The organism is Streptomyces lunaelactis (genome assembly GCF_003054555.1).
Lineage (GTDB): Bacteria > Actinomycetota > Actinomycetes > Streptomycetales > Streptomycetaceae > Streptomyces > Streptomyces lunaelactis.
In genome coordinates this window covers 1741095-1756238 of sequence record NZ_CP026304.1, presented here as the reverse complement: position 1 = coordinate 1756238, position 15144 = coordinate 1741095, and the positions used below count along the sequence as shown (strand labels likewise).

The window sequence follows — 15144 nt, the reverse complement described above, 5'->3', positions numbered from 1 at the left end:
TTTACTCCTCGTCAGCGTCGTCTTCGAGCCAGCCCATGGTCCGCTCGACGGCCTTGAGCCAGCTCTTGTACTCACGGTCCCGCTGGTCCGCGTCCATGCGGGGGGTCCACTCGGCGGCCCGGCGCCAGTTGGCACGCAGGGCGTCGGTGTCCGGCCAGTAGCCGACGGCCAGGCCGGCGGCGTAGGCAGCGCCGAGGCAGGTCGTCTCGGCGACCATCGGGCGCACGACCGGTGCGTCCAGGAAGTCCGAGAGGGTCTGCATCAGCAGGTTGTTGGATGTCATACCGCCGTCGACCTTGAGCGCGGTCAGCTCGACGCCGGAGTCCTTGGTCATGGCGTCACTGATCTCGCGGGTCTGCCAGGCGGTGGCCTCGAGCACGGCACGCGCGATGTGAGCCTTGGTGACATAGCGGGTCAGACCCGCGATCACACCACGGGCGTCGTCACGCCAGTACGGGGCGAACAGGCCGGAGAAGGCCGGTACGAAGTAGGCGCCGCCGTTGTCCTCTACGGAGAGGGCAAGCGTCTCGATCTCAGCGGCAGTGCTGATCAGGCCCATCTGGTCGCGCATCCACTGCACCAGCGAACCGGTGACGGCGATGGAACCCTCCAGCGCGTACACCGGAGGCTGGTCGCCGATCCGGTAGCCGACCGTGGTCAGCAGGCCGTTGTACGAGTTGACGGGCTCGTGACCGGTGTTCATCAGCATGAAGGTGCCGGTGCCGTAGGTGGACTTGGCCTCGCCCTCGGCGAAACAGGTCTGGCCGAACAGGGCCGCCTGCTGGTCACCGAGCGCGGACGCGACCGGCACACCGGCGAGGGCGCCGCTCTTGGCAGTCCCGTACACCTCGGCGGAGGAGCGGATCTCCGGCAGCACCGCGGCCGGCACGTCCATGGACTGGAGGATCTTCTCGTCCCAGTCGAGGGTGTGCAGGTTCATCAGCATGGTGCGCGAGGCGTTGGTGACGTCCGTGACGTGGTGGCCGCCGTCGACACCGCCGGTCAGGTTCCAGATGACCCAGGAGTCCATGGTGCCGAAGAGGATCTCGCCACGCTCGGCGCGCTCGCGCAGGCCCTCGACGTTGTCGAGCAGCCAGCGGATCTTCGGGCCGGCGAAGTACGAGGCCAGGGGCAGGCCGGTCTCGCGGCGGAAGCGGTCCTGGCCGACGTTGCGGCCGAGCTCCTTGCAGAGCGCGTCGGTACGGGTGTCCTGCCAGACCAGCGCGTTGTGCACCGGCTCGCCGGTGTTCTTGTCCCAGAGGACGGTGGTCTCGCGCTGGTTGGTGATGCCGATGGCCTTGACGTCGGCGGAGGTGATGCCCGCCTTCGCGATGGCGCTGTCGACGACCTCCTGGACATTGGTCCAGATCTCGGCTGCGTTGTGCTCCACCCAGCCCGGCTTCGGGAAGATCTGCTCGTGCTCCTTCTGGTCGACGGAGACGATCCTGCCGTCGGTGTCGAAGACGATGCAGCGGCTGGAGGTGGTGCCCTGGTCGATGGCCGCGATGAACGGGCCGGTGGTGTGTGCGTCGGTCACGGGGTGCTCCTGCGAGATCGAAGGGACGGCTTAGGCGAACGCGAGGTTGTAGATACCCGCCGCGAGGGCTCCGCCGACCAGCGGGCCGACAACCGGGATCCAGGCGTAGCCCCAGTCCGAGCCGCCCTTGTTGGGCAGCGGCAGCAGGGCGTGCACGATGCGCGGGCCAAGGTCACGGGCGGGGTTGATGGCGTAGCCGGTCGGGCCGCCGAGCGAGAGGCCGATGCCGACGACGGTGAGCGCGACGATCAGACCGCCGATGACGCCCAGACCGTCGCCGCTGTTGTTGAGGCCCTGCGTCAGTACCGCGAGCACCAGGACGGTGGTGCCGATGATCTCGGTGGCCAGGTTCTGCCATGCCACGCGGACCTCGGGTCCGGTGGAGAAGACGCCGAGCACCGGGCCGGCCTTCGGAGCGGCCTCCTCGCTGACCAGGCCTTCCTCGTGCGGAGGTGCGGAGATGATCTCCGGGTCCGTGAGGTGGGCGCGGAACTGTCCGTAGTACGCGATCCAGACCAGGGCGGCACCGAGCATGGCGCCGACCATCTGGCCGGCGATGTAGACCGGAACGTTGCTCCAGTCGCTGTCCTTGATCGCGATGCCGACGGTGACCGCCGGGTTGAGGTGGGCGCCGGAGAGCGTGCCCGTCATGTAGACCGCGATCATGACCGCGAAGCCCCACCCGAAGGTGATCGCCAGCCAGCCGGCGTTCTGCGCCTTCGAGCGCTTGAGTACGACTGCGGCGACGACGCCACCGCCGAGCAGGATGAGAACGGCGGTACCAATGATCTCGCCGATGAAGATGTCGGAGTTGGACACCCGCGACTCCTTTGTCCTTCGGGGGAAGGCGAACCCCGGGTCCCTCCGGTGGTCCGCGCCCTCAGGTGAGGGCGTTTTCGGCCGTTGGCGTTGTCACACCCTAACGTGTATTACCGGTAGGTGTTCGGCAATGCCGACCGATGCACGGCAGTGTTGCCCCGGGGTTAATACGACGTCAAGGGTTCAGTGGCCGAAAACTGGATCGTTACCGATGGTCTGCCAAACCGTGCCGAAGCGCCGCTCAGAAGCGCTGGGCGCCCAGATCCCGGGAGACCGCGCGGGCACAGTCCCGTACCGCGGCGACCAGTTCGGAACGCAGCTCACCGTCGTTGCAGACCCGCTCGACCGCACCCGTGATGGCCACAGCTCCGACGGGCATACGGCGCCGGTCGTGGATGGGCGCGGCCACCGAGGCGACGCCCTCCCAGGTCTCCTCCACATCGGCCGCCCAGCCGCGCGCCCGCGCATCGTCGAGCACCGTCTCGAAGTCCGTCAGGCCTGTGACGGTCCGCGGCGTGAAGACCTTGCGCTCGACCTCGAGTGCCTCGGTGTGCGCCACCGGGTCGTACGCCGTGATCACCTTGCCCAGGGCTGTGGAGTGCAGCGGCTGCATGGCCCCCACCTCCAGGACCTGGCGGCTGTCGTCGGGCCGGAAGACGTGGTGGATGATCAGGACGCCGTGCTGGTGCAGCACGCCGAGGTGGACGCTCTCGCCGCTGGAGCGCGCCAGGTCGTCCGTCCAGACCAGGGCACGGGCGCGCAGCTCGTGCACGTCGAGATAGCTGTTGCCGAGGCGCAGCAGCTCCGCCCCGAGCTGGTAGCGGCCGGACGCCGCATCCTGCTCGACGAAGCCCTCGGCCTGGAGCGTGCGCAGAATGCCGTGGGCGGTGCCCTTGGCCAGATCGAGCGAGGAGGCGATGTCGGACAGGCCCAGCCGGCGCTCTCCGCCCGCGAGCAGTCGCAGCATCGCCGCTGCCCGTTCGAGTGACTGGATGTTTTTCGCCATCGGCTCGGCCCTTCTCCACTTCAGTTCGACAATGCCGAACACTATCGCTCGATGCCGACCTTGTGTCACCGCAGAGCGAGTACGCAACAACCGAAAGACAACGCGAACCCGGGGAAGGGAATCGCGTCCGCCCCGTGGGACGCCCGCGCCCACTGCGGTCCGCCCGGCTACTCTGGCTCCGTGCGCCTTCCACCGGAAGACGCAAAGCCGACAGCCGTCGCATCCCTGGGAGTACATCCATGGCCTCGTTGCCGACCCCCTCCGCTGACAGCCGGACCCGAATCGACGCCCTCCGTGAGGCGCTCGCCACGCGTGTGGTCGTGGCCGACGGCGCCATGGGCACGATGCTGCAGGCACAGGACCCGACACTCGAGGACTTCGAGAATCTCGAAGGCTGCAACGAAATCCTGAACGTCACCCGCCCCGACATCGTCCGCTCCGTGCACCAGGAGTACTTCGCGGCCGGTGTCGACCTCGTTGAGACCAACACCTTCGGGGCAAATTTCTCCGCCCTGAACGAGTACGACGTCGCGGAGCGCAACTTCGAGCTCTCGGAAGCCGGCGCCCGCATCGCCCGCGAGGTGGCCGACGAGTTCTCCGCGGACGGCCGGCAGCGCTGGGTGCTGGGCTCGATGGGCCCCGGCACCAAGCTGCCGACGCTCGGCCACGCCCCGTACACCGTGCTGCGCGACGGCTTCCAGCAGAACGCCGAGGGACTGATCGCCGGCGGCGCCGATGCGCTCATCGTGGAGACGACGCAGGATCTGCTGCAGACCAAGGCCGCGGTGCTGGGCGCCCGCCGGGCACTGGACGCGGCAGGGTCCGACCTTCCGCTGTGGGTATCGCTGGCCTTCGAGACGACCGGCACCATGCTGCTCGGCTCGGAGATCGGTGCGGCACTGACCGCGCTCGAGCCGCTCGGCGTCGACATGATCGGTCTGAACTGCTCGACGGGCCCGGCGGAGATGAGCGAGCACCTGCGCTACCTCACGCGCCACTCCCGTATCCCGCTGCTCTGCATGCCGAACGCCGGACTGCCGGTGCTCACCAAGGCCGGGGCGCACTTCCCGCTCGGTCCCGAGGGCCTGGCCGACGCGCAGGAGACCTTCGTACGCGAATACGGTCTCTCGCTGGTCGGCGGCTGCTGCGGTACGACTCCGGAGCACCTGCGCCAGGTCGTCGACCGGGTACGTGATCTGACCCCGCCCGCCCGTGACCCGCGCCCGGAGCCGGGCGCGACCTCGCTCTACCAGACCGTGCCCTTCCGTCAGGACACTTCGTACCTGGCGATCGGTGAGCGGACGAATGCCAATGGCTCGAGGAAGTTCCGCGAGGCCATGCTGGACGGGCGCTGGGACGACTGTGTGGAGATGGCCCGGGACCAGATCCGTGAGGGCGCGCACATGCTCGACCTGTGCGTCGACTACGTCGGCCGGGACGGTGTTGCCGACATGGAGGAGCTGGCGGGCCGCTTCGCGACCGCGTCCACGCTGCCGATCGTCCTCGACTCCACGGAACTGCCTGTTCTGCAGGCGGGGTTGGAGAAGCTCGGCGGCCGCGCTGTCATCAATTCGGTCAACTACGAGGACGGCGACGGCCCGGAGTCGCGGTTTGCGAAGGTCACCAAGCTGGCCGTCGAGCACGGTGCCGCGCTGATCGCTTTGACGATCGATGAGGAGGGTCAGGCCCGCACCGTCGAGCACAAGGTCGCCATCGCCGAGCGGCTGATCGACGACCTCACCGGCAACTGGGGGGTGTACGAGTCGGACATCCTCATCGACACGCTGACCTTCACGATCTGCACGGGCCAGGAGGAGTCCCGCGGCGACGGCATCGCCACCATCGGTGCGATCCGCGAGCTGAAGCGCCGCCACCCCGACGTCCAGACCACCCTGGGTCTGTCGAACATCTCCTTCGGCCTCAACCCGGCCGCCCGCGTGGTCCTCAACTCCGTCTTCCTCGACGAGTGCGTCAAGGCCGGCCTCGACTCGGCGATCGTGCACGCCTCGAAGATCCTTCCGATCGCGCGGCTGGAGGAGGAGCAGGTCAAGGTCGCCCTCGACCTGATCTACGACCGCCGCGCCGAGGGGTATGACCCGCTGCAGAAGCTCATGGAGCTCTTCGAGGGCGTCAACATGAAGTCGATGAAGGCGGGCAGGGCCGAGGAACTCCTCGCCCTTCCGCTGGAGGAGCGCCTGCAGCGCCGCATCATCGACGGCGAGAAGAACGGCCTGGAGGCCGACCTCGACGAGGCGCTGCAGTCCCGCCCCGCCCTCGACATCGTCAACGAAACCCTCCTGGAGGGCATGAAGGTCGTCGGAGAGCTCTTCGGCTCCGGGCAGATGCAGCTGCCGTTCGTGCTGCAGTCCGCCGAGGTCATGAAGACCGCCGTCGCCCATCTCGAGCCGCACATGGAGAAGTCGGACGCGGAGGGCAAGGGCACCATCGTGCTCGCCACGGTGCGCGGCGATGTGCACGACATCGGGAAGAACCTGGTGGACATCATCCTGTCCAACAACGGCTACAACGTGGTGAATCTGGGGATCAAGCAGCCCGTCTCCGCGATCCTGGAAGCCGCTGAGGAGCACCGGGCCGATGTCATCGGGATGTCCGGGCTGCTGGTGAAGTCCACGGTGATCATGAAGGAGAACCTGGAGGAGCTCAACCAGCGCAAGCTGGCCGCCGAGTTCCCGGTGATCCTGGGCGGTGCGGCGCTGACGCGGGCGTATGTCGAGCAGGATCTGCACGAGATCTACGAGGGTGAAGTCCGCTACGCCCGCGACGCGTTCGAGGGTCTGCGGCTGATGGACGCCCTGATCGGGGTCAAGCGCGGCGTCCCCGGAGCCGTACTGCCCGAGCTCAAGCAGCGCCGGGTCCGCGCCACCACGAACGCGGTCGTCGAGGATCGTCCCGAAGAGGGCGAGGCCCGCTCGGACGTGGCGATCGACAACCCGGTCCCCGAGCCGCCGTTCTGGGGCACCCGGGTGATCAAGGGGATCCAGCTGAAGGAGTACGCGTCCTGGCTGGACGAGGGCGCGCTGTTCAAGGGCCAGTGGGGCCTCAAGCAGGCCCGCGCGGGTGACGGGCCGACGTACGAGGAGCTCGTCGAGACCGAGGGCCGGCCGCGGCTGCGGGGCTGGCTGGAGCAGCTGCACACCAGGAACCTGCTGGAAGCGGCCGTGGTCTACGGATACTTCCCCTGCGTCTCCAAGGGCGACGACCTGATCCTGCTGAACGAGGACGGCTCGGAGCGCACCCGCTTCTCCTTCCCGCGTCAGCGCCGCGGCCGCAGGCTCTGCCTGGCGGACTTCTTCCGCCCCGAGGAGTCCGGCGAAACCGACGTGGTCGGCCTGCAGATCGTCACCGTCGGCTCGAAGATCGGTGAGGCTACCGCCGAGCTGTTCGAGTCGGACTCGTACCGCGACTATCTCGAACTGCACGGCCTGTCCGTGCAGTTGGCCGAGGCGCTGGCCGAGTACTGGCACGCCCGGGTCCGCTCCGAGCTCGGCTTCGCCGGCGAGGACCCCGCCGACGTGGAGGACATGTTCGCCCTGAAGTACCGGGGCGCCCGCTTCTCCCTCGGCTACGGCGCCTGCCCCGACCTCGAGGACCGCGCCAAGATCGCCACCCTGCTCGAGCCCGAGCGGATCGGCGTCCAGCTCTCCGAGGAGTTCCAGCTCCACCCCGAACAGTCCACCGACGCGATCGTCATCCACCACCCCGAGGCGAAGTACTTCAACGCACGTTAGTCGGACGCGACGTACACTTATCGGTCCAGTGCAGGCCGGCCGCCTTCCCCAGCTGGGAAGGCGACCGGCCTTCTCATCCCTCTGTGGAGGTGTGCCGGATGACCAGTACGGTCCCCGCGTCCTTGACCCGTTCGGCCGCAGGTTCTGCCCTGCAGGCCGTCTTCCTCGACATGGACGGCACCCTCGTGGACACCGAAGGCTTCTGGTGGGACGCGGAGGTGGAGGTCTTCGCCGACCTCGGCCATGTCCTGCACGAGTCATGGCGGGACGTGGTGGTCGGCGGTCCCATGACGCGCAGCGCCGGCTATCTCATCGAGGCCACTGGCGCCGACATCACCCTCGCCGAGCTCACCGTGCTGCTCAACGACCGCTTCGAGGACCGCATCGGGCGCGGAGTGCCGATGATGCCGGGCGCAGCCAAGCTGCTCGCCGAGCTCGCCGCGCACAATGTGCCCACCGCGCTGGTCTCCGCCTCCCACCGCCGCATCATCGACCGCGTCCTGGCCTCGCTCGGTCCGCAGAACTTCGCTCTCTCGGTCGCAGGTGACGAGGTGCCGCGTACGAAGCCGCACCCCGACCCGTATCTGCTCGCGGCCGACGGCCTGAGCGCCGACCCGGCGAGATGCGCCGTCATCGAGGACACGGCGACCGGTGTGGCCTCGGCCGAGGCGGCAGGGTGCCGGGTGGTGGCCGTACCGTCCGTGGCGCCGATCGCGCCCGCCGACGGCCGCGTGATCGTACGCTCGCTCGAAGAAGTCGACCTTGTTTTCCTGCGCACCCTGATCACCACGATGAACTGATGCGTGTACTGTCCGTGCTTCTTGAATGCACGGGAAACTCTCGGCAGCGGAGCAGGTCATTCCGGTGATCTGAGCCGTTGCTTATCGAGGGCCCGCCGATAAAAGTTCATGGCGTGACGTTCGTCACTGTGGGTGGCCCCGATGACCTTGGTCTGGACCGCGCCACGCCCCCTCTATGGGGAAGCGGCTGTGCCTATATGTCCGCATTGGTGGAGTGGTGCGCGAATCATTCCGTGCCGCGACCATCCACTCACAGGCATAACTGATCACTGAGCGCATACGCCCCAACTCGGGTCCGGTCAAGCTTTCCTGGCGCTGCCGACTAATCTCGTCGCGAGAACTTCGCCGCATCATCGATGTGCCCCGGCGGCCATCAAAAGCCGACGGGAACACAGGACCGATCGTTCTGTTCCCCGGCCCGATCGCACCGCCCCGAACGGGCGGTCGCGGCGGAGTCCCCCCGTAGACATCGCTGTATCCCAGTGCCGGATGAGGGAGAACGTCCAGGATGAACCGTAAGACTTTGGTGCTGCCGGCCGTGATCGGCCTGCTCGCGCCCGTGCTCGTCGCCTGCGGCAGTGCGGACGGCGGGTCCGGCGGCGGTGATGCCATCGTCGTGGGCACCACGGACCAGTTCATCGCGACGGAGGACACGCCCGCGCCCCTCGACCCGGCCTACGCGTACGACACCGGCGCGTGGAACGTACTGCGGCAGACCATCCAGACCCTGTTGCACGCCCCGCGCGGCGGTGGCGAGCCGGTGCCCGACGCCGCCCAGTCCTGCACCTTCACCGACAACGCGAGCGAGAGCTACCGCTGCAAGCTGCGCAGCGGGCTGACGTTCGCCGACGGCACCGAGGTCACCGCCGAGGACGTGAAGTTCTCCATCGAGCGTGTGCGGGACATCGACGCCGACAACGGTACGGCCGCCCTCCTCGCGAACATCGACACCATCGAGGCCAACGGCGACGAGGTGGTCTTCCACCTCTCCACGCCGGACGCGACCTTCCCGTACAAGCTCTCGACGCCGGCCGCCGGCATCGTCAGCAAGAAGAACTACGACGGCAAGAAGCTCCGCGAAGGGTTCCAGGTCGACGGCTCCGGTCCGTACACCATGAAGACCGAGACCAAGGGTGAGCAGATCACCAAGGTCGTCTTCTCCAGGAACTCCAACTACAAGGGCGACCTCAAGCTCCGCAACGACAAGATCGAGCTGCGGTCGTTCGCGGATGCCGACTCCATGGGCAAGGCGCTCGAGTCCGGGGACATCGACATGATGACCCGCGCGATGTCGCCGGAGCAGATCAGGGATCTGTCCGAGAACCCCAAGGAAGGCATCCAGCTCACCGAGATGCCGGGTCTGGAGATCCGCTACCTCGCCTTCAACACCAACGACCCGTCGGTGAAGGACAAGGCGGTCCGCCAGGCCATGGCGGCGGTCGTAGATCGCGGTCACATCGCCGGTCAGGTGTACGGCGCCACCGCCGAGCCGCTCTACTCGCTCATCCCGACGACCATCGCCGCGCACACCAACTCCTTCTTCAACAAGTACGGCGAGCCGAGCCGCACGAAGGCCGCGGAGATCCTCGACAAGGCCAACATCACCACTCCGGTGAAGCTGAAGCTCCACTACACGACCGACCACTACGGCCCCGGTACGGCCAAGGAGTTCGAGGCGCTCAAGCAGCAGCTGAACGCCACCAAGCTCTTCGACGTCACCATCGAGGGCACCGAGTGGGCGAAGTTCCGCCCCGCCCAGAAGCGCGGCGACTACGCGGTCTACGGACTGGGCTGGTTCCCCGACTTCCCGGACCCGGACAACTACATCGCGCCGTTCCTGGACAAGGGCAACTTCCTCAACACCCCGTACGTGAGCACCGTGGCACGCGAACTCATCCCGCAGTCGCGCCGTGCCGCCGACCGCACCTCCGCGTCCAAGGCATTCACGCAGATCCAGGACATCGTCGCCACCGACGTGCCGTTCCTGCCGCTGTGGCAGGGCAAGCAGTACGTCGCCGCCCGCGTCGGCGTGACCGGCGTCGAGTGGGTGCTCAACTCCAGCTCCGACCTGCAGCTGTGGGAGCTGGGCCGCGGCACCGTGTGACCCCTGCGGTGACCGGCGAGGACACTGCGAAACAAGGCTGAGAATGACCGGCGGCGGGCATCTGCCCGCCGCCGCTTGCCGTGCTCCGGTGATCCGCGGCGATCTGAGGTGATCTGGGTCGAGCTACTGCGCGCCGGGGCGCACCAGGCCGCTCTCGTACGCGTACACCGCGGCCTGGACCCGGTCGCGCAGGCTCAGCTTCGTCAGGACATGGCCCACATGCGTCTTGACAGTCGTCTCGCTGACGAACAGATCCGCGGCGATCTCGGCGTTGGACATCCCCCGCGCGACCAGTTTGAGCACCTCCACCTCGCGCTCGGTCAGCGTGTGCAGCGTGTCGGGGACCGGCTCCTCGCCGGACGGCAGATGGTCCGCGTACTTGTCGAGCAGCCTGCGGGTGATGCTCGGCGCCAGCATCGCCTCGCCCGCCGCGACCACCCGGATCGCCTGCACGAGCTCATTGGCGGGCGCGTCCTTCAGCAGGAAACCGCTGGCGCCGGCACGCAGCGCCTCCACCACGTACTCATCGAGGTCGAAGGTGGTCAGTACCAGCACCTTCGCCGATCCGTCCCGGCCGGGGCCGCTGATCTGCCGGGTCGCCTCGACCCCGTCCATCCGCGGCATCCGGATGTCCATCAGCACCACATCGGGCTGCAGCGCCCGCACCTGGTCGAGGGCCTGGAGGCCGTCCCCGGCCTCGCCGACGACCGCGATGTCCTGCTCCGCCTCCAGGATCATCCGGAAGCCGGTACGCAGCAGCGGTTGGTCGTCGACCAGTAGGACGCGGATAGCCACGGGTACTACTCCTTCACCTAGACCGGGCCCATTCTGCCCTGACCATCCTCCGCGGAATCGGCCGGGGAAATGCTCAGCGGATAAACCGGGGGAGTGCCACCGAATTCCGGACAGACCGCCTGGTGGTCGCACCAGCCGCACAGCTTGGTCGGCCGCGGCCGCCAGTCACCCGTCCCGGTGGCCTCCTTGATCGCGTCCCACAGCGCCAGCAGTTTGCGCTCCATACGCTCCAGGTCCGCCGGGACCGGGTCGTACGTCAGCACATCGCCGCTGCCCAGATACACCAGTTGCAGCCGGCGGGGCACGACGTTCTTCAGGCGCCAGATCACCAGGGCGTAGAACTTCATCTGGAACAGGGCGCCCTCGCTGTACTCCGGGCGCGGGGCCTTGCCCGTCTTGTAGTCGACGATCCGCACCTCGCCGGTGGGCGCCACGTCGACCCGGTCGATGACTCCGCGCAGCCGCAGCCCCGACTCCAGCTCCGTCTCGACGAACATCTCCCGCTCGGCGGGCTCCAGACGGGTCGGGTCCTCCAGCGAGAACCAGCGCTCGACCAGCTGCTCCGCCTCGCCCAGCCAGCCGGTGAGCCGCTCGCCCCCGGCATCCTCGGCGAACAGCTCGCTCAGCTCCGGCTTCGTCTCCAGCAGCCGGTCCCACTGCCCCGGGATCATCGCCTTCGCGCGCGGAACCGTGCGCTCCGCCGCCGGGTCGTCGAAGAGACGCTCCAGCACCGCGTGCACGAGCGTGCCCCGGGTAGCTGCCTCACTGGGCTTCTCCGGCAGCTTGTCGATCACCCGGAACCGGTACAGCAGGGGACACTGCATGAAGTCGCTCGCCCGCGACGGCGACAGCGATGTGGGCTGCTGGCTCGTACTCATGACTCAGACCCTACGACCCGCCACTGACAGCGAGCGCAATACCATCGACGTCAGACCCTGCGCACTGCATGATCAAGTGAATGACGCATACACGACGCATACGCAACGAAGGGAACCTGTGAACCAGGACGACATGAGCGGTGAGCGCAAGCGGCCGCAGTCCGGTACGGGGGGATCGAACCCCGACGGTGGCAAGCCGCGGCGCTCCGACGGCCCCGGCGGCGGCATCCTCATGGGCCGTCCCTTCGGCGTGCCGGTCTATGTCGCCCCCAGCTGGTTCATCGTCGCCGCCCTGATCACCTGGGTGTTCGGCGGCCAGCTGGACCGGGTGCTCCCCGAGCTCGGCGGCGTCCGCTATCTCGTCTCGCTGTTCTTCGCGGTCGCCTTCTACGCCTCGGTGCTCGTGCACGAACTCGCACACACCGTCGCCGCGCTGCGCTTCAAACTGCCGGTGCGCCGCATCCAGCTCCAGTTCTTCGGCGGCGTCTCGGAGATCGAGAAGGAGTCCGAGACGCCCGGCCGCGAGTTCATCCTCGCCTTCGTCGGGCCGCTGCTCTCGCTCGTGCTGTCCGGCGTCTTCTACCTCGGGATGATGGCCGTCGAGCCGGGCACCGTACCCGGCGTCCTGCTCGCGGGCCTGATGATCTCCAACCTCATCGTCGCCGCCTTCAACCTGCTGCCCGGACTGCCGCTGGACGGCGGCCGGATGCTCCGCGCCGTCGTCTGGAAGATCACCGGCAAACCGATGGCCGGCACGGTCGCCGCGGCCTGGGTCGGCCGGGCGCTCGCGGTCGCCGTCCTGATCGGCCTCCCGCTCCTCACCCACACCGGCGCCCTCGGCAACGCGACCGAGGACATCGGCGGCATGGAGACCGTCACCGACGCGCTGCTGGCCGCGATCCTCGCCGCGATCATCTGGACCGGGGCGGGCAACAGCCTGCGCATGGCGCGGCTGCGCGAACACCTGCCCGAGCTCGAGGCCCGCACGCTCACCAGGCGCGCCGTCCCCGTCGAGTCCAACACCCCGCTCTCCGAGGCCCTGCGCCGCGCCAACGAGGCCGGCGCCCGCGCCCTGGTCGTCGTCGACGGGCACGGCGACCCGACGGCCCTGGTCCGCGAGACGGCGATCGTCGGCGTCCCCGAGCACCGCCGCCCCTGGGTCGCCGTGAGCGGCCTCGCCCAGGACCTCACCGAGGGCATGAAGGTCTCGGCCGATCTGGCGGGGGAGGCCCTGCTGGACAAGCTCAGGGCGTCGCCCGCGACGGAGTACCTGGTGGTCGAGGAGACGGGCGAGATCTACGGGGTGCTGTCCACGGCGGACGTGGAGCGCGCCTTCGTCGCCGCCATGGCCCGGCCCTCTACTTAGAGGGCTCGGCCCACTCGCCGCACAGGCGGTGTGGTCCCCGGGGCCCAAAGGGCCCGGTAGGCTGGTCACATGTCCGAACCGACCGGTGCCGCCCGCCGACGCGGGCCCTTCAAGGTCGGGGACCAGGTCCAGCTCACCGACCCCAAGGGACGCCACTACACGTTCACGCTCGAGGCCGGGAAGAATTTCCACACCCACAAGGGTTCCTTCCCCCACGACGAGCTGATCGGGGCTCCCGAGGGCAGTGTTGTCCGTACCACGGGAAACGTCGCCTATCTCGCGCTGCGCCCCCTGCTCCCCGACTATGTCCTGTCCATGCCCCGCGGCGCCGCCGTGGTCTACCCCAAGGACGCGGGACAGATCCTGGCCTTCGCCGACATCTTCCCCGGCGCCCGCGTCGTGGAGGCGGGGGTGGGCTCCGGCTCGCTGAGCAGCTTCCTGCTGCGCGCCATCGGTGACCACGGCATGCTGCACTCCTACGAGCGACGCGAGGACTTCGCCGAGATCGCCCAGCAGAACGTGGAGCGCTACTTCGGCGGCCCGCACCCCGCCTGGCAGCTCACCGTCGGCGACCTCCAGGACAACCTGACGGACGCCGACGTCGACCGCGTCATCCTGGACATGCTCGCCCCCTGGGAGTGCCTGGAGGCCGTCTCCAAGGCGCTCGTGCCCGGCGGCATCCTCTGCTGCTACGTCGCGACGACGACCCAGCTCGCACGGACCGTCGAGTCCATCCGCGAGATCGGCTGCTTCGCCGAGCCGCAGCCCTGGGAGTCGATGATCCGCAACTGGCACGTCGAGGGCCTGGCCGTCCGCCCGGACCACCGGATGATCGGCCACACCGGCTTCCTCGTCACCGCCCGCCGTCTCGCCGACGGTGTGGAGCCTCCGATGCGCCGCCGTCGCCCCGCCAAGGGCGCGTACGGCGATGACTACGAAGGCCCCAACAAGGGCTGACGCCGGGGCTGACGCCCGTACAACGCGAAGACGCCGCCGCCGAGTTCCCGTGACCCACGGAGAACTCGGCGGCGGCGTCTTCGCGTTGACCGCTTCTTGACCTACACAGTCGGACCCCACTGTTCCGCTCCCGCTGTGACGTATGGCACGATGCAGGCCACCCCCACCGGCATCGCCCTTCACAGGAGACATCCCGCGTGCAGACCTCCGTCGTCCCGGACCTCGCGCACACCCACGCCCGCCCGGTGCACTGGCTGGCCACCGCGACGGCGATGGCCGCGGTCGTCGCTGCCGCCGGACTGCTGCAGCCCAGGGCGCAGGCCGCCTCCCAGGCGGGCCAGCCGCGCACCGGCACCGCCGCGGCGCCGGCGCCGGCCCCCGACCCGGCCACAGCGCGGCTCCCGCTGGAATGCGGCGGCGTGCAGAGCGTGGTGACCAAGAAGGCCTCGGGCGATCTCGACGGCGACGGCAGCCCCGAGACCGTGGCCGTGGCCCGCTGCGACGCCGGTTCCGGCACCCCGCCGAGCGGAATCTTCGTACTGACGCAGGGTGATGGGACCGTACCGCGCGTGGTCGCGACGCTGCTGGAGCCCGCGCAGAAGCTGAGCGTCGGGGACTTCGCCGTACGTGACGGAGTGATTACGGCGACCTTGCTCGGCTACTCCTCGCCAAATGTGCCGAGCTGCTGTCCCGACGAGCAGGAGAAGGTCAAGTGGCAGTGGCAGGGCGGGAAGTTCGTCCGCACCGCCCAGGCCTGAGCGTGGAGTGTGTGATCCGTCACCCTGCGTCGGGGCCGTAGACTTCGACCCTGTCCGAAACGCGACGTACATGGATGCAGTCGCCCGGGCACTCCTTCGCGGAGTCCACGACATCCCTCAGGAGCGGAAGCGGTACGGGCGCCACGGCGCCCGGGTTCTGGAGCAGTTCGTCGTCCGTGCTCTTCACATACGCCAGCCCGTCGATGTCGAGCTCGAAGACCTCCGGTGCGTACTGCGCACAGATCCCGTCCCCGGTGCAGAGGTCCTGGTCGATCCAGACCTCCAGGGCATCCGCGGCGCCGCCGGTGGGGGCCTCGTGCTGCACGGTCATATCTCCTGCCGTTTCCTTCGTCGGGTGTAGCAATGTGAAGCAAG

At 68.5% G+C, this 15144-nt stretch carries 12 protein-coding genes; 6 read left to right on the top strand and 6 right to left on the bottom strand.

All coding sequences use genetic code 11. The features are described from left to right. Position 1: 1 nt before the first annotated feature. From glpK to SLUN_RS07755, 3 genes are all read right to left on the bottom strand, one after another. Positions 2–1537 carry a glycerol kinase GlpK gene (gene glpK, locus SLUN_RS07765; RefSeq protein ID WP_108147794.1) on the bottom strand — a complete coding sequence of 512 codons (1536 nt, stop codon included), beginning with the start codon at positions 1535–1537 and terminating at the stop codon, positions 2–4. Between the two features lie 30 nt (positions 1538–1567). Then, positions 1568–2356, bottom strand: a complete 789-nt coding sequence (locus tag SLUN_RS07760) for an MIP/aquaporin family protein (protein WP_108147793.1) — start codon at positions 2354–2356, stop codon at positions 1568–1570. A gap of 241 nt (positions 2357–2597) precedes the next feature. Further along, complete coding sequence (locus SLUN_RS07755; RefSeq protein ID WP_108154579.1) at positions 2598–3362, bottom strand: IclR family transcriptional regulator; 765 nt, start codon at positions 3360–3362, stop codon at positions 2598–2600. Between the two features lie 239 nt (positions 3363–3601). Between SLUN_RS07755 and metH the strand changes: the two genes are divergently transcribed. The 3 genes from metH to SLUN_RS07740 all read left to right on the top strand — a co-directional run bounded on the left by metH (position 3602) and on the right by SLUN_RS07740 (position 10015). Then, complete coding sequence (gene metH / locus SLUN_RS07750) at positions 3602–7111, top strand: methionine synthase (RefSeq protein ID WP_108147792.1); 3510 nt, start codon at positions 3602–3604, stop codon at positions 7109–7111. Positions 7112–7209: 98 nt separating this feature from the next. After that, on the top strand, positions 7210–7911 hold the full coding sequence (locus SLUN_RS07745) for an HAD family hydrolase (RefSeq protein WP_108147791.1): 702 nt from the start codon (positions 7210–7212) through the stop codon (positions 7909–7911). Between the two features lie 508 nt (positions 7912–8419). Next, complete coding sequence (locus SLUN_RS07740) at positions 8420–10015, top strand: ABC transporter substrate-binding protein (protein WP_108147790.1); 1596 nt, start codon at positions 8420–8422, stop codon at positions 10013–10015. A gap of 123 nt (positions 10016–10138) precedes the next feature. On the opposite strand, the gene SLUN_RS07735 is transcribed toward SLUN_RS07740, so the two are convergent. Both SLUN_RS07735 and SLUN_RS07730 read right to left on the bottom strand, forming a co-directional pair. Continuing rightward, a complete protein-coding gene (locus SLUN_RS07735; protein WP_108147789.1) occupies positions 10139–10810 on the bottom strand; it encodes a response regulator in 672 nt (223 codons plus the stop codon). 17 nt (positions 10811–10827) lie between these two features. Further along, positions 10828–11688, bottom strand: a complete 861-nt coding sequence (locus tag SLUN_RS07730; RefSeq protein ID WP_108147788.1) for a RecB family exonuclease — start codon at positions 11686–11688, stop codon at positions 10828–10830. 133 nt (positions 11689–11821) lie between these two features. On the opposite strand from SLUN_RS07730, the gene SLUN_RS07725 reads away from it, so the two are divergent. The 3 genes from SLUN_RS07725 (at position 11822) to SLUN_RS07715 (ending at position 14769) form a co-directional block, all read left to right on the top strand. Further along, positions 11822–13054 (top strand): site-2 protease family protein, encoded by a 1233-nt coding sequence (locus tag SLUN_RS07725; RefSeq protein WP_175313716.1) that lies wholly within the window; start codon positions 11822–11824, stop codon positions 13052–13054. A gap of 69 nt (positions 13055–13123) precedes the next feature. After that, entirely contained in the window at positions 13124–14011 is an 888-nt protein-coding gene (locus SLUN_RS07720; RefSeq protein WP_108147786.1) for a tRNA (adenine-N1)-methyltransferase, read from the top strand. A gap of 197 nt (positions 14012–14208) precedes the next feature. Beyond that, positions 14209–14769, top strand: coding sequence for a hypothetical protein (locus tag SLUN_RS07715; protein WP_108147785.1), 561 nt, complete (start codon positions 14209–14211; stop codon positions 14767–14769). 19 nt (positions 14770–14788) lie between these two features. On the opposite strand, the gene SLUN_RS07710 is transcribed toward SLUN_RS07715, so the two are convergent. Continuing rightward, a complete protein-coding gene (locus SLUN_RS07710; RefSeq protein ID WP_108147784.1) occupies positions 14789–15100 on the bottom strand; it encodes a ferredoxin in 312 nt (103 codons plus the stop codon). Positions 15101–15144: the final 44 nt, after the last annotated feature.